The organism is Halovivax gelatinilyticus (genome assembly GCF_024300625.1).
Classification (GTDB): Archaea; Halobacteriota; Halobacteria; order Halobacteriales; family Natrialbaceae; genus Halovivax; species Halovivax gelatinilyticus.
Map to the genome: position 1 here is coordinate 344696 of NZ_CP101322.1, position 19145 is coordinate 363840.

Sequence of the window (19145 nt, forward strand, 5' to 3'; positions counted from 1 at the left end):
GCGTGAGTATGGCGGACGATTCGGGCGAGACGACGGCCCAGTACGACGGAACCGACGACGCGTATCTCTCCGTGTTCGAAAACCGCGTTCGATTGGCCGAGACCGATCTGCAGGGGATCGTCTTCTACGGCACCTACGTCACCTACCAGGACGAGTCGGTCGCCGCCTACCGCCGGAAGATCGGCTTTGGCGGCGAGTACATCGAAACGGCCGACTGGACCACCCGGGTGGTCTCGACGGAGATGAACTACCGCGCCTCCGCGGCGTACGAAGACGTTCTGGAAAACGAGATTCGCGTCTCCCGAATCGGAAATTCGAGCGTCACCTACGACTACCGCGTCGGTCGCAAGCGCGACGGCACCCGCCTGGCCGAGGGAACGGTGACGCAAGTCGTCATCGACAAGGAGACGACCCGACCGACCAGGGTACCAGACGCGTTTCGCGAGGCCGTCGCCGACGTCCAGCGTCGGTGATCGACGGTTCCGGGCCGACCGATTCCCATCGAGCGACAGCTACAAGCGCCGGGTCGCCCCACGCGTTGGTATGCCCGGGAAGGTGCGACCGGACGACCTGACCGCTCACGCGTTCGACCGAACCGGCGCAGACGACGACCGAGTCCGACAGGGGCCGGCGCTCGGCGAGGACGCCGCGGCCATCGACGTTCCAGCCGGGACGCTCGTCGTCAGTTCGGACCCGATCTCGCTCGCGGCGAATCAGGCTGGAACGCTCGGCGTCGCCGTCGCCTGCAACGACGTAGCCGCGGCGGGCGCCGACCCGGCGTGGCTCACCGTGGTCTGTCTCCTCCCGCCGGACGCTCCGGACGCGTTCGAGACCGTGACGGCCGACCTCGACGCCGCGGCGCGCGACCACGGCGTCGCGATCGTCGGCGGCCACTCCGAGTACGTCGACGCGCTCGATCGACCGATCCTCTCGCTGACGGCGATGGGAGTCACGGAGCGGTTCGTCCCGACCGGCGGCGCCGAACCCGGTGACCGCGTCGTGATCGCGGGACCGGCCGGCCTCGAAGGGACGGCGATCCTGGCCGGCGATTTCGCCGACGAGCTCGCGGCCCCGACCGAGGCCCTCGACGCCGCCCTGACGTTCGTCGACGAAATCTCCGTCGCCCCGGCCGCTCAGATCCTTCGACGTGACGCGACGGCCATGCACGATCCGACGGAGGGCGGGGTCGCCGCCGGACTCGTCGAACTCGCCGCGGCCGCCGGCGTGGGTCTCGAGATCGATCGCGAGGCGATCCCGATCAGACCCGAGACGGAAACGCTCTGTCGGGCCGCCGACGTCGACCCGCTCCGTATCTTCGGCTCCGGTGCGCTCCTCGCGACGGTCCCACCCGACGCCGCGGACGGTCGCCTCGACGAACTCCGCTCGGCCGGGATCGAGTCTGCCAGCATCGGGGTCGTGACCGATACCGGAGAGGAGATCGTCGAGATCGGGTCCGAACGAATAGACGAGGTCCCGGAAGACGACCTCTATCCGCTGTGGGCGGGCCCAGCGGAGAGAGACTGAGTCGAAGAGCGGGCCGTATAACCCGTATCGATCGACGACTCACGGCTCGATACGGAACGAACGTACTTCCCGAGACGGCGCCATCGTGGAACCGAGCAGCCTCCGCGCCGCAACCGGTGTGGAACCCCACAATCGATGGTCTCCGACGCCCGACGCACCGACGGTAGTTCGACCGACGAGCGCGGGGTCTCGCCCGCGTTCGGGTTCGCGCTCGCGATGATCGTCACGATCGTACTCGCGATCGCCGTCGGCATTCTGGTCAGCGCGATCGCGGCCGATCCCGCACCGGACGTCGACTTCGAGTGGACCGAAGGCGGCGAGGGAGCCGACCGCCAGTTCCACCTCGCTCACGGCGGGAACGAAACGGTCGCCGGCGACACGCTGCGACTCGAACTGGAGGGTATCGGCGGCCTGGACGCGAACGCGACTCTCGACGACTGGGGCGCGGTCCGCGACGGGAGTACGCTCACGGTCGGGCTCGTCGAGAACGCCGTCGTCGAAGACGGCGCGTTGAACGGGACGGACGAGGAAACCGGCACCGACGTGGTCGCGTTCGCACTCGACGGGCGAAGCCTCGACGACGGAACGGAACTCGTCGAACTCGCTGCCGACGAGTTCGATCACGTAACCGGCCTGCGCGTCACCTGGCGCGGATCGTGGTCGTCGTCTGAACTCGCCTCGCACGACGTCGACTGGTAGGCCGGAGAATCGAACGGAACGTTCGGTGGCGTCGCCGGCTCCTATCTGGCCCAGGCGAGTAACCGTTCGTAGACCGGATCCGTTTCGAGAACAGACGCGTCGCCGACCAGGGCGAGCGCGCGCTTCGGGCGGGTGATCGCGACGTTGAGCCGGCGGTAATCCTCGAAGATCGGCCCCTCCAGGTCGTCGCTGGCGACGAACGAAACCACGATGATCTCTTTACTCGAACCCTGAAACCGATCGACGGTGTCGACCGCGACGGACTCCGGGACGTGGCGTTCGATCTCGCTCACCTGCGCCCGAAACGGGGCGATGACGCCGATATCGCCGGGATCGACACCGGCGTCCCCGTAGGTGTCGATCAGTTCGGCAATCTGCGCGGCTTCGACCGAGTCGGTGTACGCCTCGTCGTCGCCCTCGACGTGGTGGAAGGTGACGGGATCGCGAAGATCGGTCGGGAGACGGTCACGGGAGACACCCTCGATGTCGTCGAGCGTTCGACTGGCGACCGCCGGCGCGGCGGGTCGCAACGCCCCGTCGTAGAACTCGTTCGACGAGAACGCCTGGATTCGCTGATTCATCCGATACTGACGGTTCAAGAGCACGCCGGCCTCGGGCGTCGCGTCGGCCAGGCGCTCGAACAGGGAGATCGTCAGCGGATTCGATCGATCCCCGTCGGACGAAGACGGACCGGCACCGTCCTCGATAGCTGGTCCATCCGGGAGGTCCGGGACGGTTTCGGCCTGGACGACCGGTGGCAGTTGCTGGTGGTCGCCCACGAGGACGAACCGATCTGCGAGGGAGATCGCGGCGTAGGTCGCCGGCTCGGTCAACTGCGCCGCCTCGTCGACTAACGCGACGTCGAACGTCTGCTCGTTCATCACGCGCGAGCCACAGGACGCCGTCGTCGCGGCGACGATGGACGCGTCGTTCAGCGCGGCGACGCGATCGGCCGGATCGCCCGTTCGATCGAACCGCAAGTGGCGCATGTCCGGGCGAACGCCGCTCTCGGTCCCGATCCGGACGATGCGATCCGGGTCGATACCGGCGTCGAGGACGGCCTCGAGCGCGTTGTCCACCGCCCGGTTCGTAAACGCAGAGAGGAGGACCCGTTCGCCCCGTTCGAGCAGCGCCTCGACGGTCTTCGCGATCGTGTACGTCTTTCCGGTCCCCGGCGGGCCGTGGACGAGCGCGTAATCGTTCGCCCCGACGGCCAGCCGAACGGCCTCGTCCTGTGCGTCGTTGTTCGGGACGAACGTCTCGTCGGGGTCGACGAATTCGGGGTCGCGCCGACCGAAGAGGACGTCCTTCCGGCGATCGTCGCTCTTTAGGACCGTATCGAAGAGCGCGGTGAGCAACCGATCGGTGGTGAGTTCGCTCGGATAGACGTCCAGTCGCTCGACTGGAACGCGTTCGGCCGCCGTGAGGACGATCTCGTCTTCGTCCAGTCGACGAATCTTCGCCAGTTCGGCGTTCGGCCCGACGGGATCGCCGTCGCTCGCGAGCACCAGATCGCCCTCGCGGATCTTCGACGTGTCCGTCGCCGTCCGCCTGGCGCGTAGCTCCCAGCGACCCTCGGCCAGTTCCGTCGCGTCGACGAACTCGAGGTCGATGATCGCCCGGTCGTCGGCTGCACGCTCGTCGGCCGTCTGCTCCCAGAGCTTGACGTATTCGCGGTGAATCTCGCGTCGTTCGGCCTCGATCGCGCGATAGAAGCGCTCGAAGTGGGCGCGCTCTTCGGCCGGGAGCGCCTCGCCGATCGTGCCGGCTTTCGACTCCTGATCGAGTCGACCGGCGACGACCATGCAGGCGTCCCGTTCGAAGCAGTACTCACACTTCGCATCGGCCTCGTGGCCGGTGGGCACGCCACCCGAGGCGTCCATCGCCGCGACCTCGTTTCGCAGCCTGAGCACGTACTCGAGCAGTCCTCGACCCATCGAGAAGTCCTTCGCCGGCGTGAGATCACCCGTCTCCTCGTTCCGGTCGAGCGCCGAGTTCTTTGTGTAGAGCAACGTCCCCGTATCGACGGGGTCGCCGTGTTCTTCGAGGACGAGCGCGTACAGCGCCGCCTGGACCTTGTCCTTGAATCGAGGTTCCTTGCGGAGGTTCTTTCCCGTCTTGAGTTCGACCGGCGCGCCGCGTCTGATCGCGTCCGCTCGACCCTTCAGCCCGAACGTCTCGCTGATGAGCAAACGCTCGGATCGCCACTCGTCGTCGTCGCTCAACCGACCCTGCGCGAGCCACCCCTCGATCGCGTCTGCGTTGTCTCGGACGTCCGTCGCGACCGACTCCGGCGATTCACCGAGCAGACCCAGTTCGAGTGCCCGCTCTTCGATCCTGGCGTCGATCGACTCCTCCAGGTCGCGACCGCGGAGCAGGTCGCCGAACACCTCGTGAACGAGCGTCCCCTTGACCACGGGGTAGTTGAGCGGGACACCCGAGAGCTTGTTCAGGTAGTACAGTCGCGGACACTCGACCCAGTTCCGAACATCCGTCACGTCGACGAGGTAGTCGGGTTCGACGACGACGTACGACTCCGGCGACGTCGAAAACGTCATCTCGCCGTCGTACTCGTCGATCTCGGCGTCCGTGACGGCGAGTTCCATCCCCGGTTCGAGCAGTTGCGCCGTCTCGACCCACGACCCCCACAGCGTCAGGGTAGAGACCGAGCCGTCATCATCCGACTCGTCGCCGTCCGATCCGACGTCTCGCGGCCGAAGCGGGACGTCCGCGAGGTCGCGTTCGCCGGCGCTCGTCGACACCGTTCGCGTCATGACGTCGCCCGCGACGTACCCGCGTAGCTTCACGGAGGTGAAGTACGCCGGAACCCGAAAAACGTTATCGGTCTCGGTTCCGACGGTGCCGATACCGACCGACCGCGACCGCTGTGACAACACCGACCGAGCGGCCGTCGTCCATCGCCAGATTCAGGAGTACCCGCGCCATCGGTACCCGCACTCGGTACACTTGAAAAATCGCGTCGGCGGCTCGTCGGCGGCGCCCGTCTGTTTGATAGTGTACCACGCTTCGTCGTTCCCACAATCGTCACAGCGAACGTCAGACGCGATCGGCTTCCCCTCGAAGTTCGCGGAGGCATCTGATTCGACGAGTTCCGCCCCCGTCTGGGTGTCCGTGCTCACGAACGCCGCTTCCTGGTCCTTGTCGCGCAAGGAGACCGCCTCACAGCCCGTACAGACCATCCGGTCCCCGTCGGCCTTCATCATCGATCCGCACTCCTCACAGAACTGCATGGGTGGCCACTCGTCAGGGTCGCAGAAAAACCTCCCGCTCGGGTCGAGCGACATCGAGAGACACTCTTTCGAGCGATCGGGTGTCGGCGGAGAGCCTGTGATCGCCCACCCGCACTCACCGATCTTCGAGCGACTCTTCTTCCAGAACGATCGGACAGTTGGCCACGACGAACGTATCGATATCGTCGAGTTCGAGAATCGAGGTTCCCTCGTTCGTACAGCCGACTGCCGGCGGATCGCTAAAGTGCTCACACTGGTGGCAGTAGGTTCGCTTCGAAATCTCTCGGACCGATCGACCCTGAATGTCGCTTCCCCCTGCCGACTCGTCGGAGGCGACCTGCGCCCAGAGGCGATCGGCGTCGACTTCGGAGACCGATTCGCGTTCGAAGAACGAGGCGACTTCGTCGCGTTCGGCGGCCTGTTCGTCGACCCCGCCCGACTGTCTGCTCGAATCGACGCGGGCCGCCAGCGTCGAAAACGGTGAGTCGTCGGCCGCGTCGCCGTCGGTCGACCGTTGATCGTCCGATTCAGCGCCCGCATCGGTCGATTCGTCGCCTTCCTCGACGTCTTCTGCGTACGAAAACGACTCGGGCCTGTCGTCACGATCATCCATCGTCGGGTGCCTCCGAATCGAGGTCGAATCCGTCGTTCTCGGCGGCCTCAAGTAGCGTCTCATCAGGCCGGGTCGACTCCGAGGAGTCAGGGAGCGCCGGGCGATCACCGACGACGAGGCGGTGGGGCCGCAGAATCGACGAGCGGCGTTCGACGTCGACGATCGTCGCTCCGCAGTGCGGACACGCCGGCCGGGTCAACAGGGAGACGTCGACGCTGGCGGAACACTCCTCGCAGTCGGCGTCGCGAACACCACGGTGATTCGCGGTCAGCTTGATCGCATCCGTCGCTGCCCGCCGCTGTTCGGCCGCGGCCACATCCGTCCGCCACTCTCGTAACTCGAGGATCGCACGTGCGAGCGTCGCCGATCGGGCCCCGAGCGAGTCGAGTTCGTCGACGGCGTGTTCGAGGACGGATTCGAAGTTCTCGAAGCCTTCGTCAGCGCGCGAGGCGACCGATTCGAGTTCGCTCTCGAGCGTGGAGAGTTCCTGCGCGACCGATTGGAGCGCATCTTTCGTGGCGTACTCGTCGTGTTCGTGGCCAGACGGCGCCTTCGTATCCACGTCCCGTTTTACCTGAACGACCCGTTCGCGCACGTCTTCGACGTGGGAGACGAATTCGCGGCGCTGCTCGTCGATATCGGCGGCGACCGACTCGAGGTTACGCTCCGTAACCAGGTTCAGATCGGTCTCGTCCGTCGCGACCGTGTGGGTGGCGACGACCAGGCGCCGGCACACCTCAGCGGTAGACTCCCCGTGATGATCGGCCCGCTCGTCGACCCACTCGGCCACCTCCGGGGGTAACGAAATCGAGACCGTCGCGTCGTCACGGGGCTCACTCGCCATTGAAAATCGATTCACGTGGTCGCCTATTAACGATTGGTACCGACTCATCGCTCGATTCGAGCCATTTTACCGGTACCGGGGCGTTTGCGCCACGAACCGAGAGATGATATCGCACAATGTTCCCGTTCATCATCGGATTTTTCTGACGTTGCTGATGTCGAACCCGGCGTCGTGAACGTCCGTTTCGAAGCGGACGATGTTTTCGCTCTCGATCCGAGAGAGCACGCCGCGAAACTCTTCGACGACGAGCGTTCGGGCACGTTCCGACCCGCCGCTTTCCCACTCGAACGAGAGCGTTCCGTCGACGGCGTCTTTGAGCCGCCCGAGGGTCAGGTCGTCGATCGAATCCGTATTGACGAGTAGGAGAACGAGTCCGCCCCAGCGATAGGTGGCCCGTGACAGTCCCTTTAGCAAGTATGTTAACCTCGTCGGGCCGCGGTCGTCGTTTACGTCGATCAACAGGTCGGTGAGCGAATCGATCACGACGAGGTTTCCGGGCGCGTTCGCGGTCAGGTGTTCACCGAGAACCTCGAGGACGTCTCTTCGCTTTTGGGACTCGCCGAGCGCTCTGATATCCGGCGTCGTTTCGGCGTACCAATCCGTCGGAACGGGGGTCAGCTGAAAGTACTCCTGTGCGAGGTCCGTCACCGTCAGTTCGTCCGACGCGGCGTCGACGAGGTCGTCCGCCATCGAAAATCGCATCTCGTCCAGGACGGCGGCCGGCTCGTCAGTAAACGAGACGTAGTGAACCGAACCGGGGAGCGTCGCGGCCGGTTCGAGATCGCCGTAGTAGAGTTCGAATTGGGAGGGATCGGCCGCCGCGAGGCCGTTCATGGCGGCGCTCGTGTAACAGAACTCCCGCGCACCGGCACCCACGTCGCCGGCGAGGAGAACCACGCTCCCGGCTGGCGCACCACCCCCGATGGTCGCGTCGAGTCTGGAGATGCCGAAGGGGATCCGGTCCATGTACTACCTATTCAGAAACGGTCGGTATACCTGTTGTGGCAGCGACCGTGGCTGGCGTGGCCATCCTGAGAGTCAATCGTCGACCGTCGCACCGGTTCTCGCCGGAGCGCAGATGAGAACCGATCCGGAACATCCGAGCGATTCGAGGATTCTTCGAGCCGCCGATTCGGCCTCTCGGGCGTGCGTCTCGTCGGTCACCCCGTAAACGGCCGGCCCCCAGGAGGACTGACCCAGACCGGAGAGCACGGGAACGGATTCGAGCGCGTCGACGAGACGGCCGGCCGGCGGGCGATAGACGCCACCCTGAACATCGGCGTACCAGCGTCCGTTCAGCCGCCCGATCCGTTCGATCGCCTCGCCGAACGCGTCGAGTCGTCCGTTCGCGGCTGCCGGAAGCAGCCGTCGGGTCAGGACGCCGGCGATATCGTCGGCGATCGCCGGCTCGGCGTCCTCGACCACGGTCCGTATACTCGCGTCTTCACCCTCGCCGCTACGCCCCGGATCAGCGTCCGGAAGGATGACGAGAAAGCGCCAGGAGTCGGGCAGTGGAAGCTGTGAGATGGTCGGCGGAACCTCCCACTCGCCCGGCTCCGGTGGCGCCGTCGTAAAACGCGTCGACGGGTGTCCGCCGTCGACGACGAATCCCCCGGATTCGAACGTCGCGACGCCGACGCCGCTGCGACCGCCCCGGCCGAGGTCGGGCGCGTGCGCTCTCACCGTCGGCTCGAGTTCGTACGCCCGAGCCGTCGCCACGTAGATAGCCAGCGCGAGTTGCGTCCCGCTTCCTAGCCCGACGTGTCGCGGGAGTGGATCGACCGCCTCCACCGCGACGCCGGGGACCGAAAGTACCGACATCGCCCGCTTCGCGTATCGCCGCGTTACGTCGTCAGGGGCGGACACCGCCTCCGCTCGGCGGGCCTCGACGCGGACCCGCGGCTCGTCGAGGCCGATTCCGATCCCGCCGTAGAGGCGATCGTGTGCCAGCGAGAGGTTCTGGAAGCCGACGTGCAATCGCGCACCCGCACTGACCGTTACCATCGAGATACGGTTGCTACCCCGTCGGACGTGAAGGTGGTTTCGCCCCCGTCAAATTTCCGCGCCTGTTCTCACCGCTATCGATGCGTACACGTTTATTCCGACGGCCCGCCAAGTGACTCGCGTGATCGTCGTCGCAACGGCCGATTTCGAACTGTATCACGACGTCGTCGGCGAGCTACGCGATCGCGACGAGGTGTTCACGACGATCGAAGTCGGCGAGAACGTTCCCGAGAACGCGGCAGTTATCATCACCGATAGGCGATCGAAAGCGACGTTCAGCGACGTCGACCGTCCGGTCGTTTCGGGTGAGTCGGAACCGGCGCGAGCGCTGGTCGATCGCGCGCTAACGCTCACTCGGGGTGGTGAGGGCAAGACCATCGTCGGCGTCGACCCCGGACGAAAACCGGGGATCGCTGTGCTCGTCGACGACATCGTAACCGCCGTCTACCAGGTGGCGCTGTCTGAAGCCCCGTCGGTGATCGAATCCGAGGTGACCGACGTATCCGACCCGATCGTGCGGATCGGTGATGGCGCCCGCCTCCAGGGAAGTTCGCTCATCAACGATCTCGACGTCCCGGTCGAACTCGTCGACGAAACCGCGACGACGCCCTATCTCGGAACCGGTACGCGCGGGATGGGCGATGTCGTCGCCGCGATCAATATCGCCCGCATCGAGGGCGAACCGATCGACGAACGCGAAATCGAGCCGACCGACGGCGAACTACAGCTGATCAAAGATCGCTCTCGCCGGCATGGAAAGACGGATCGCGCGATCGACGATCGATTCGCCCACCGCGTCGCCAGCGGTGAGCTGTCGATCGACGAGGCGCTCGCCGAGCACCGTGCGCAGTCGACGTCGAACGACGACACGGACCGGTGACCGACTCTCTCGACGACCGACCCCGAATCGCGAATTGGATTTAAATTAACCGATATACGGGCCGAACAAGTATAGCGGAGCCCATCGATTCCTCCGAAAACAGCCCATAGACGTCTCAAAACGCCAGAATTGGGCTTCAACGAGGGCACCCAGGAGAGAATTTTTTGATATAGCGAAATACGATGCATCTGTCGTAGATAGCCGACCCATTATAAATAAATCGGCAGCTGTCGATTCCCGTCTGCATTCGACCCGAGCGTCGAATCGATCCGACCATCCACCCGACGAAATCGGCACGTTGAGCAACCACGACATCCCGCCAAAACGGGACCCCGACGCGAACGATCGAACGGCCACACACCGGATGATCCGTCCGATACTACCGAGGGCGAGAGAAATTGAGACGGTGCGTTTCGTTGATTCCCACGAAGCACGTGAGGGCAATAACGCTAAGGGCGTTCACGTCCGAGTACGGGGTGTGAGTGCGAACGGAGCGTACAGCGAGGGAAAGAGCTATCCGGCGGGCTGCCGGAACAACGACAGCGTCCACCGCAAATCATGAACGAAGTGCAACTCGAGGTCGCGAAAGCGTACCCGAACGACTCGGGCCGGGGTATCGCCCGACTCGACCCGGACACGTTGCTTCACCTGAAGCTGAGTCCCGGAGACATCATCGAGATCGAAGGTGCAGATACGACCGCCGCGAAGGTGTGGCGGGCCGACCGGCAGGACTGGAACACGGATACCGTCAGAATCGACGGGTTCACGCGTCAGAACGCCGAGGTCGGTATCGGCGAACGAGTCACAATCCGGAAGGCCGAGGCGACGAAAGCCGATTCGCTCGTCCTCGCTCCGCCAGAAGAGGCGTCGGTACAGTTCGGCTCCGACGCGGCCGGTATGGTCAAACGCCAGATCTTGAAGCGGCCGGTCGTCGGTCGCGACATCGTCCCGGTCATGTCCTCGACGAACCACCCGTTCATGCGATCACCCGGGCAGGCGATTCCGCTCATCGCCGTCGAAACCGACCCCGAAGGCGTTGTTCTCATCACGGAGGACACCGACGTCGAGCTGCGCGAAGAGCCGATCTCCGGCTTCGAGAAGACCGGCGGCGGCATCACGTACGAGGATATCGGTGGCCTCCAGAACGAGATCCAGCGGGTGCGGGAGATGGTGGAGCTCCCGATGAAACACCCCCAGATCTTCAAGAAGCTGGGTATCGAGCCGCCACAGGGCGTGCTCTTACACGGTCCGCCAGGAACCGGTAAAACCCTGCTCGCCAAGGCGGTCGCCAACGAGACCTCGGCGTCGTTCTTCTCGATCGCCGGCCCGGAAATCATCTCGAAGTACTACGGCGAATCCGAACAACAGCTACGAGAGATCTTCGAGGACGCGAGCGAGGAATCGCCCGCGATCATCTTCATCGACGAACTGGACTCGATCGCACCCAAGCGCGAGGACGTCACCGGCGAAGTCGAACGTCGGGTCGTCGCCCAGCTGCTGACGATGATGGACGGCCTCGAAGCCCGCGGCCAGGTCATCGTCATCGCCGCGACGAACCGCGTCGACAGCGTCGACCCCGCGCTGCGTCGGCCCGGACGGTTCGACCGCGAGATCGAAATCGGTGTTCCGGACGAAACCGGCCGCGAGGAGATTCTCCAGATACACACCCGCGGAATGCCCCTCTCCGACGACGTCACCCTCTCTGCGCTCGCTGACGAGACCCACGGCTTCGTCGGTGCGGACATCGAGAGCCTGACCAAGGAGGCGGCGATGAAAGCCCTCCGTCGGTACTTACCGGAGATCGACCTCGACGAAGAGGACATTCCCCCGACGCTCATCGATCGGATGATCGTCAAACGCGACGACTTTGCGAGCGCGTTAAACGAGGTCGAACCCTCGGCGATGCGGGAGGTTCTCGTCGAACTACCGAAGATCTCCTGGGACAACGTCGGCGGCCTCCACGACGCCAAAGACCAGGTCAAAGAATCCGTCGAGTGGCCGCTCAACAGCCCCGAACGCTTCGACCGGCTCGGTATCGACCCGCCGGCTGGCGTCTTACTCTACGGACCGCCCGGAACCGGAAAGACGCTCATGGCGAAGGCCGTCGCCAACGAGACGAACGCCAACTTCATCTCGGTTCGCGGGCCGCAACTACTGAGTAAATGGGTCGGCGAGTCCGAGAAGGCCATCCGCCAGACGTTCCGTAAAGCGAGACAGGTCTCGCCGACGGTCGTCTTCTTCGACGAACTCGACGCCCTGGCGCCCGGACGCGGCGGCGAAGTCGGGTCGAACGTCTCAGAGCGCGTCGTAAATCAACTGCTTACCGAACTCGACGGGCTCGAAGAGATGGGCAACGTGATGGTCATCGGCGCGACGAACCGACCTGACATGATCGACCCGGCGCTGCTCCGATCCGGCCGATTCGACCGACTGGTCATGATCGGCGAACCGGACACCGAAGGGCGCGAGCGAATCCTCGAGATCCACACCGAGAGCATGCCGCTGGCGGCCGACGTCAGCCTCCACGAGATCGCAGAGATCACCGAAGGCTACGTCGGCTCCGACCTCGAATCGATCGCCCGCGAGGCCGCGATCGAAGCGCTTCGCGAGGACAGCGAGGCAGACCTCGTCGAAATGCGCCACTTCAGACAGGCCCTGGAGAACGTCCGACCGACCATCACCGAGGACATCCTCGAGTACTACGAACAGATCGAAGAGGAGTTCCGCGGCGGCAGCACCCGCGACCCGGTCACCGGACGTCGCGGCAGCCGCATCGGCTTCCAGTAGATCGCGGTCGTCTCAATTTATACCTACGTGGCGCGATTCGACCGACGTTACCGTTGGGCCGAGCGGAGCGCTCGTCGGATCGCACGACGCTTGACGAGGACGAACCCGACGAAGATACAGCCGAATCCGATGGCCGTCGGCCCGTCGACCGACTGACCGAGATACAGCCAGCCGACCACCGCCGCGACGACCGGGGCGACGTACGAGACCATATTGATCTCGACGGCACCCAACCGCTCCAGCAAATCGAAGTACACGAGAAAGCCGATGGCGCTGGCCACGACCGAGAGATAAACGATCGCTCCGAGCGCCTCCGGATGCAGCCAGGCAGACGGCTCGATCGGTTCACCCAGACCGAGGCTCACGAGGTGGAGAAGAGCCGCTCCGCCGATCATCGACCACGCTTCCATCGTCTCGATGCGAAGTTCCGCATCGATACGCCGCGTCAGGACGCTCCCGAGCGCGAACGCCGCTGCGGCACAGAAGACGAGCAGGTTGGCGACGGTGTCGGTCGCGAAGAGCTCCGAGGGATCCGGCTGGGCCATCACCGCGACGCCGAGGAGGCCGACGGCGACGCCGATGACACCGATCGGTGAGAGCGCGTCCTCCGGAACGAGGAGCCGCGCGAATCCGGTCGTCAGAACCGGTGAGAGACTCACCAGTACCGCTGCCGCGGCCGCCGTCGTGTGTTGCTGGCCGACGAACAAGAACGCGTGATACGCTGCGATCAGCAAGACGGCTCCGACGGCGACGGTCAGCCACGCACCGCGGCTACGAGGGAACGGATCGTCGACGACGTACGCCGCGTAGGCGAGCATGATGAGGCCCGCGACGTCGTACCGTACCGCAGCGAAGAGAACCGGCGGGAGATGCTCGAGTCCGGCGTCGATCGCGACGAACGCAGACCCCCAGGCGACCGCCAGCGCGAGAAACAATCCGATCGATCGATACTGGCTCACGGCGAACCGTCGGTGTGGTCGACGGGTAGAGGTTTCGATTCGAGCGGTCTGACAGATCGGAAGCCTAGTCGTCCGAGCTAACCGGCGATTCGATCGGTTCCTTGATCGCGTCAGTGTGCAGGTGACAGGCGGCCGGATGCGATTCGGCTTCGAGCGCAGGATTCGTCGTCTCGCAGATGCTCTCGTATCGCGACCTGAGTACCGATCCGGCCTCGTCCCACTCGTCCTCGACGACGTACTCGAGCGCCTCGCGGACCCGCGTTCGATCGGGATCGGGAAGTTCCGTCTCGAAGAAGCGATCGTACAGCGCGTCGACTACTGCAACACGGTCTTTCTCCGATAGGTCGTCTATTTCGTCGCCGTCTACACCGGCTTCTTCGTACGCGATTTCGAGCGAGAGCGCTCGCGCCGAAATCCGCTGGCGAAGGTCCATCACCTCGCGATAACTCGATTGATCGAGCGATAACTCCGCCGGTTGGATCACGCTCGGACACCGGGTTCGGAACCGACAGCCGCTCGGCGGATCTCGTGGCGACGGGACGTCGCCGGAGATGGTCTCACGTTCTCGATCTCGTTCGTCGGTCGACGCACGGGGAACGCTCTCCAGCAACGCCTTCGTGTACGGGTGTCGCGGCTCGGCGAACAGCTCCGACGCCGGGCCGATCTCGACGATTTCACCGAGATACATGACTGCAACCCGGTCGCAGACGTGACGAATAACGGAGAGATCGTGGCTGATCAACAGGTAGGTCAGGTCGAGTTCGTCCTGCAGATCGTCGAGTAAGTTGAGCACCTGGGCCTGGACCGAAACGTCCAGTGCGCTCGTCGGTTCGTCGAGAACGACGAAGTCCGGTTCGAGCGCGAGCGCCCGCGCAATGCCGATGCGCTGGCGCTGCCCGCCGGAGAACTCGTGTGGGTATCGATCGATCTGGTCCGCCGAGAGGCCGACGCGCTCTAAGAGGAACTGGACGCGATACGCACGAAGTTCGTCGTCCGTCGGGGTCGACACGTGAACCGAGACGGACTCTCCGGCGACGTCGATCGAGGCTCGCAACTGCGTCGGAACCTCGACGACGATCACCCGGTCTCGACGGTCGGATACGTCCCCGGACGATTCGACGATCACTGAACGGTCGCGGGTTTTGACCGCCGTCGATACGCCCTTCGGTGCGGAACAAAAGACCGAATCCACGTCGGTTGCGGTGGTCTCGATCGTCTCGCCGGTCGTTCCCGTACGGACGGTGACCGGGACTGAGACCGTGCCGTCATCGGCATCCAGGACGGTATCGACGTCGTCGTCGACGGTCACCGAGAGGTCCGTCTGTGCGATCCCGTCCGCGGTGACCACTGGGACCGCGTCGATCGTCGAGTCGGACGAGGGCCAATCGTGAGTGACCAGCGGTTGCTTGACGATTTCGCCGACAGTCTGGCGAGGATCGAGACTCGAAAATGGATCCTGAAAGAGGATCGCCGCGTCACGTCTAAACGTCGGTGGACGGTAGAACACCCGACGGATTCTGAGCGCGTAGAGGACGCCAATGACCGAGACCAGCGTCGCTACCGCCCCAATCGGCGGGACGGTTACGAACGTAGCGAGCGAGACGACGAGCGCGCCACCGAGCGTCCACACCGCAAGACGCCACCCCCAGATGCGCTGTCGAAGCAATCCGTACGCGGCCGGAAGGAGCGCCAGGCCGACCAGCAGCCACAGTTCGCTAACGACGCTCTGTACGGTCGATACCGACGGCACGAACCCGAGATCGACGAAGATCGAATCGAGCAACACCAACAGTCCCTGCGCGATCAGACCCACCGCAGCGATCCCCAGCACGAGTGAGAAGACGATGGTGTGGATCGGGAGGCTTCGAACCGGTGGACTGTACGGATCGATTTCGTAGACGTTCTCCCCGTTGAATTCGACCGTTCCGGACGTCGGCGACTGCAAGTTGAGAATCGTCTCTCCGGTGGTCGACTTCCCACAACCGGACTCGCCGACGAGACCGAGCGTCTCGCCCTGTTCGATATCGAAGCTCACTCCGTCGACCGCTCTAACGGCGACCGGTTCGTTGCCCAGTAGCCGGTCGATTACCGAATTCTGCTCGAAGAAGTACTTTCGCAGCTCTCGAACCGAGAGGATCGGAATTCGTCCACCTTCGTCGCTCATTCTGACTCACCCCCGTCGGTCGGCTGGTCGCCTGCAGGTTGGGTCTCGACGTCCCGCCCGGTGTCTTCACCGACCGAGTGTGATTCCGCATCGGTGGTCGCGACCTGTCGTTGCTGGGTCTGGCTCGCGCTGTCGGTCGCGAAATGCGCCGACGGCAACGCCCGGGATTCAGAGTACTCGGTCTCGGCGAGATAACAACGCGTCTGATGGGCACCCGACGATCCGACCTCGAACGCGGGCGGTTTTTCGAGACACTCGGTCATCGCCTTCGGACAGCGGTCGGCGAAGTAACAGCGCTCGTCCATCTCGTGATCCAGGAGACTGGGAACGTTACCGGGGATCGGATTCAACCGATCGCCGGTCTCGTCCAGATCCGGAATACTGCCGAGTAATCCCTTCGTGTACGGATGGACGGGCTCGTCGAAGACGGCTTCGAGCGGACCGCGTTCGACGATCTCTCCCGCGTACATCACGCCGACGCGATCGCACATGCGAGCGACGACGCCCAGATTGTGCGTGATGAGGACGATCGTCATTCCCGTCTCTTCTTGCAGTTCCGACAGGAGGTCTAGCACCTGCGCCTGTATCGTTACGTCCAGCGCCGTCGTCGGCTCGTCGGCGATCAGAACGTCCGGTTCGCCGGCCAGCGCCTGGGCGATCATCGCCCGCTGAAGCATGCCGCCGGAGAATTCGTTCGGATACTGATCGGCGCGCTGAACGGGATCCGGAATACCGACGAGTTCTAGCAGTTCGATTGCCCGTTCGCGACTGGCCTCGGTCACGTACCGTTTCGACGGGAGGACCGTCGAGAGGATGTACGATCCGAACGAGTACTCGTCGCCGGACGTCTTCGCGCGCGTCGAGCGCGGATTCGCCTTCGCCCGTCGCTGGACTTCGACCGCTTCGGCGAGTTGTTCGCCGACGGTCAGACTGGGGTTGAAACTGCTCTCGGGATCCTGAAAGATCATGCTGAACGAGGTTCCGCGCAACGACCGTCGCAGTTCCCGCGGAATGTCCAGGAGATCGACGTACGCCCCAGTTACGGCGTCCGGGTACTCGTCGCTGATTCGCTCGGCGAACGACTCGTTTCGGTACTCGATCGACCCGTTCGTTATTTCGCCCGGCGATTCGATCAGATCCATGATCGAAAGCGCCGTCACGCTCTTTCCGCTCCCACTCTCGCCGACGATGCCGAACACCTCTCCTCGACCAACGTCTAGATCCAGGCTCGACACCGCGTTTACTTGCCCTTCACCGGTGAAAAACCGGGTCGAGAGATCGGTAATTCGTAAGATTGAATCTGACATATTAGACACCTCGCTCGCCGCCTCCCATGTTCGGATCCAGTGCATCCCGGAACCAGTCTCCGAGCAGGTTGATGCTGATTATCGTGAGCATGATACCGATCCCCGGGAAGATCGAAATCCACGGGCGCGTCCGCAAGTAATCCTGCCCACGTTCGATCTCGTAGCCCCACGAGAGCGTCGTTCCCGTAAAGCCGAGGTACGCCAACGACGCTTCCAGTAGGATGATGACCGCGACCTGGATGGTCGCCAGGACGATGATCGGCGTCAAACTGTTCGGAAGCACGTGTGAGACGAGAATTTTCAGGTCACTCATCCCGTAACTACGACTAGCTTTGACGTACTCCGTGTTACGTAACGACAGTGCTTCCCCTCGGGCGACGCGGGCGAACCAGACCCAGATAACCAGAGCAGCGACGATCGTCACTGTCCCTGGAAGGGGAATCGACTCCGGCATCGTGGCGATGTGGTCACTACGCGGAATCAAGATGTTCGGGATCCAGTCGGACGTCGACGCCCTGACGATGGGATCTGCGACCCAGATCGGCCTGGAGCCGAACACCCCGATTAACGCCAGCGCGAGGACGAGCGCCGGAAACGCCAACATGATGTCGGCCATTCGCATCAACGCGTCGTCGACGCGGCCGCCGTAATAGCCGGCGACCAGCCCGACTGGCACGCCGATAAACAGCGCCAGTAGCGTCGCCGCGATGCCCACCATCAACGAGACCCGAGCACCGTAAACGAATCGCGAGTAGACGTCCTGACCGACGTTGTTCGTTCCGAGCACGTGTTCGCGCGTCGACTGGACCTCGATCTGGACGACTTCACCGTCCTGGGCGGACGACGTCGTGTACTCGTGTCCAATCGGCGGGTACTGGGCGTTCTGTTCGTCGAAGTGGCCCGTCCGGGTTGGGTCGTGGGTCGCCAGAAACGGCGCGAAAATGGCCATGAACACGATCGCAACCAGAAGTACCAATCCGAGTTTCGGGAGTAAGCTCTCCCAGAACGTTGCTTTGAGGTTCGACTTGACGCGATCTGACATCATTCGTCTCTCACCTGTGGGTCCAGATATCGGTAGATTACGTCGACGACGATATTGATCGCGACGAACGCGATGGCGATGAAGAGGATGATACCCTGCATCAACGGCCAGTCGCGAATATCGATAGCGTCGATCAGCCTGAGTCCGAGACCTGGCCAGTTGAAGACGGTCTCGGTGATGACCGCACCACCCATCAACGTCCCCATCTGCAAGCCGAGGACGGTGATGATCGGGATCATCGTGTTACGGAGTACGTGCTTGTAGCGAACGAGAACGCCGGGAAGACCCTTCGCCTCTGTCGCGGTCACGTAGGGCTTTCCGAGTTCGTCTATCATGCCACTTCGCGTGAGTCTGGTGATGAGCGCCGTAAAGTACGTTCCCAGCGTGAGCGCCGGGAGCGTAATGTGGCGCAACCAGGTTAGCATCTCGTTCAACGATCCCTGCGTGAACATCGCGATCAACGCATCGGAGAAGCTAACGGCCCGGCGGCCGGTCGGGAAGCTGTAGAAGCTGACCCCCGACAGGCTCGGATACGGAATGCCGTACCAGACACCCAGAAGTAAGATGAGCATCAGCCCGAGCCAGAAGTTCGGCGTACTGATGCCGAGCAGCGAGAACATCGTCGCCCCGTAATCCGAGGGCTGTCCCCGCCGCGTCGCTGAAACCACGCCCAGTGGAATCGCAATGATGAGCGCGACGACCGTCGCCGCGATCGCCAGTTCGATCGTGGCCGGGATCCGCTCTATCACCATCGCATCGACGTTCCGACTCGATTGCCAGGAATACCCCAGATCACCGGTAAGTAACCCACCCAGGTAATCGAAGTACTGCTCGTAAATCGGGTCGTTCAATCCCTCCTGTTCTCGTACGCGTTCAATCCGCGAGGTGGTTGCTCCCTCACCGAGCATGAGGGTTGCCGGATCACCCGGAGAGACGGCTCTGAGCCCGAAGAGAACCGTCACAACCCCCCAGATAACGAACACGCCCTGGAGAATCCGACGAAGTAAAAATTTTCCTAATGACATCCCAATTGCCTGCTGAAGGCCGCCGAAGCCGATTAGCCTTGCGGTG

At 63.7% G+C, this 19145-nt stretch carries 16 protein-coding genes; 5 read left to right on the top strand and 11 right to left on the bottom strand.

The window, feature by feature from the left end:
• The first annotated feature begins 8 nt into the window (after positions 1-8).
• The 3 genes from NKH31_RS01655 to NKH31_RS01665 all read left to right on the top strand — a co-directional run bounded on the left by NKH31_RS01655 (position 9) and on the right by NKH31_RS01665 (position 2223).
• Positions 9-473 carry an acyl-CoA thioesterase gene (locus tag NKH31_RS01655; RefSeq protein ID WP_254863404.1) on the top strand — a complete coding sequence of 155 codons (465 nt, stop codon included), beginning with the start codon at positions 9-11 and terminating at the stop codon, positions 471-473.
• A 70-nt stretch (positions 474-543) separates the two neighbouring features.
• Positions 544-1524, top strand: a complete 981-nt coding sequence (locus NKH31_RS01660; RefSeq protein WP_254863405.1) for an AIR synthase family protein — start codon at positions 544-546, stop codon at positions 1522-1524.
• Positions 1525-1659: 135 nt separating this feature from the next.
• Positions 1660-2223 (top strand): type IV pilin, encoded by a 564-nt coding sequence (locus tag NKH31_RS01665; protein ID WP_254863406.1) that lies wholly within the window; start codon positions 1660-1662, stop codon positions 2221-2223.
• 41 nt (positions 2224-2264) lie between these two features.
• Here the strand turns inward: NKH31_RS01665 and NKH31_RS01670 are convergent, their stop codons facing one another.
• From NKH31_RS01670 to NKH31_RS01695, 6 genes are all read right to left on the bottom strand, one after another.
• Entirely contained in the window at positions 2265-5030 is a 2766-nt protein-coding gene (locus NKH31_RS01670; protein ID WP_254863407.1) for an AAA domain-containing protein, read from the bottom strand.
• A gap of 120 nt (positions 5031-5150) precedes the next feature.
• The gene (locus NKH31_RS01675; protein WP_254863408.1) at positions 5151-5474 is read right to left on the bottom strand and encodes a transcription factor S; all 324 of its coding nucleotides are present in this window, start codon (positions 5472-5474) and stop codon (positions 5151-5153) included.
• A 115-nt stretch (positions 5475-5589) separates the two neighbouring features.
• The gene (locus NKH31_RS01680) at positions 5590-6087 is read right to left on the bottom strand and encodes a DUF8135 domain-containing protein (RefSeq protein WP_254863409.1); all 498 of its coding nucleotides are present in this window, start codon (positions 6085-6087) and stop codon (positions 5590-5592) included.
• Positions 6080-6931 (bottom strand): TFIIB-type zinc ribbon-containing protein, encoded by an 852-nt coding sequence (locus NKH31_RS01685; RefSeq protein WP_254863410.1) that lies wholly within the window; start codon positions 6929-6931, stop codon positions 6080-6082. The genes NKH31_RS01680 and NKH31_RS01685 overlap by 8 nt, the downstream gene beginning before the upstream one ends.
• A gap of 129 nt (positions 6932-7060) precedes the next feature.
• Complete coding sequence (locus tag NKH31_RS01690) at positions 7061-7897, bottom strand: RAD55 family ATPase (protein ID WP_254863411.1); 837 nt, start codon at positions 7895-7897, stop codon at positions 7061-7063.
• A 72-nt stretch (positions 7898-7969) separates the two neighbouring features.
• Positions 7970-8935 carry a beta-ribofuranosylaminobenzene 5'-phosphate synthase family protein gene (locus NKH31_RS01695; RefSeq protein WP_254863412.1) on the bottom strand — a complete coding sequence of 322 codons (966 nt, stop codon included), beginning with the start codon at positions 8933-8935 and terminating at the stop codon, positions 7970-7972.
• A gap of 121 nt (positions 8936-9056) precedes the next feature.
• Here NKH31_RS01695 and NKH31_RS01700 point away from each other — a divergent pair, with 121 nt between their 5' ends.
• Together NKH31_RS01700 and NKH31_RS01705 are read left to right on the top strand one after the other, a co-directional pair.
• Entirely contained in the window at positions 9057-9815 is a 759-nt protein-coding gene (locus NKH31_RS01700; protein WP_254863413.1) for a hypothetical protein, read from the top strand.
• A 558-nt stretch (positions 9816-10373) separates the two neighbouring features.
• The gene (locus NKH31_RS01705) at positions 10374-12602 is read left to right on the top strand and encodes a CDC48 family AAA ATPase (RefSeq protein WP_254863414.1); all 2229 of its coding nucleotides are present in this window, start codon (positions 10374-10376) and stop codon (positions 12600-12602) included.
• Positions 12603-12649: 47 nt separating this feature from the next.
• On the opposite strand, the gene NKH31_RS01710 is transcribed toward NKH31_RS01705, so the two are convergent.
• From NKH31_RS01710 to NKH31_RS01735, 5 genes are all read right to left on the bottom strand, one after another.
• A complete protein-coding gene (locus tag NKH31_RS01710; protein WP_254863415.1) occupies positions 12650-13561 on the bottom strand; it encodes a DMT family transporter in 912 nt (303 codons plus the stop codon).
• A 64-nt stretch (positions 13562-13625) separates the two neighbouring features.
• Positions 13626-15725: an oligopeptide/dipeptide ABC transporter ATP-binding protein gene (locus NKH31_RS01715; RefSeq protein ID WP_425492289.1), complete on the bottom strand. Its 2100-nt coding sequence runs from the start codon at positions 15723-15725 to the stop codon at positions 13626-13628.
• Positions 15722-17032 carry an ABC transporter ATP-binding protein gene (locus tag NKH31_RS01725; RefSeq protein ID WP_254863416.1) on the bottom strand — a complete coding sequence of 437 codons (1311 nt, stop codon included), beginning with the start codon at positions 17030-17032 and terminating at the stop codon, positions 15722-15724. The genes NKH31_RS01715 and NKH31_RS01725 overlap by 4 nt, the downstream gene beginning before the upstream one ends.
• Position 17033: 1 nt before the next feature.
• A complete protein-coding gene (locus tag NKH31_RS01730; RefSeq protein WP_254863417.1) occupies positions 17034-18077 on the bottom strand; it encodes an ABC transporter permease in 1044 nt (347 codons plus the stop codon).
• Positions 18074-19099, bottom strand: a complete 1026-nt coding sequence (locus tag NKH31_RS01735; protein ID WP_254863418.1) for an ABC transporter permease — start codon at positions 19097-19099, stop codon at positions 18074-18076. Before NKH31_RS01735 ends, NKH31_RS01730 begins: the two co-directional genes overlap by 4 nt.
• Positions 19100-19145 lie beyond the last annotated feature (46 nt).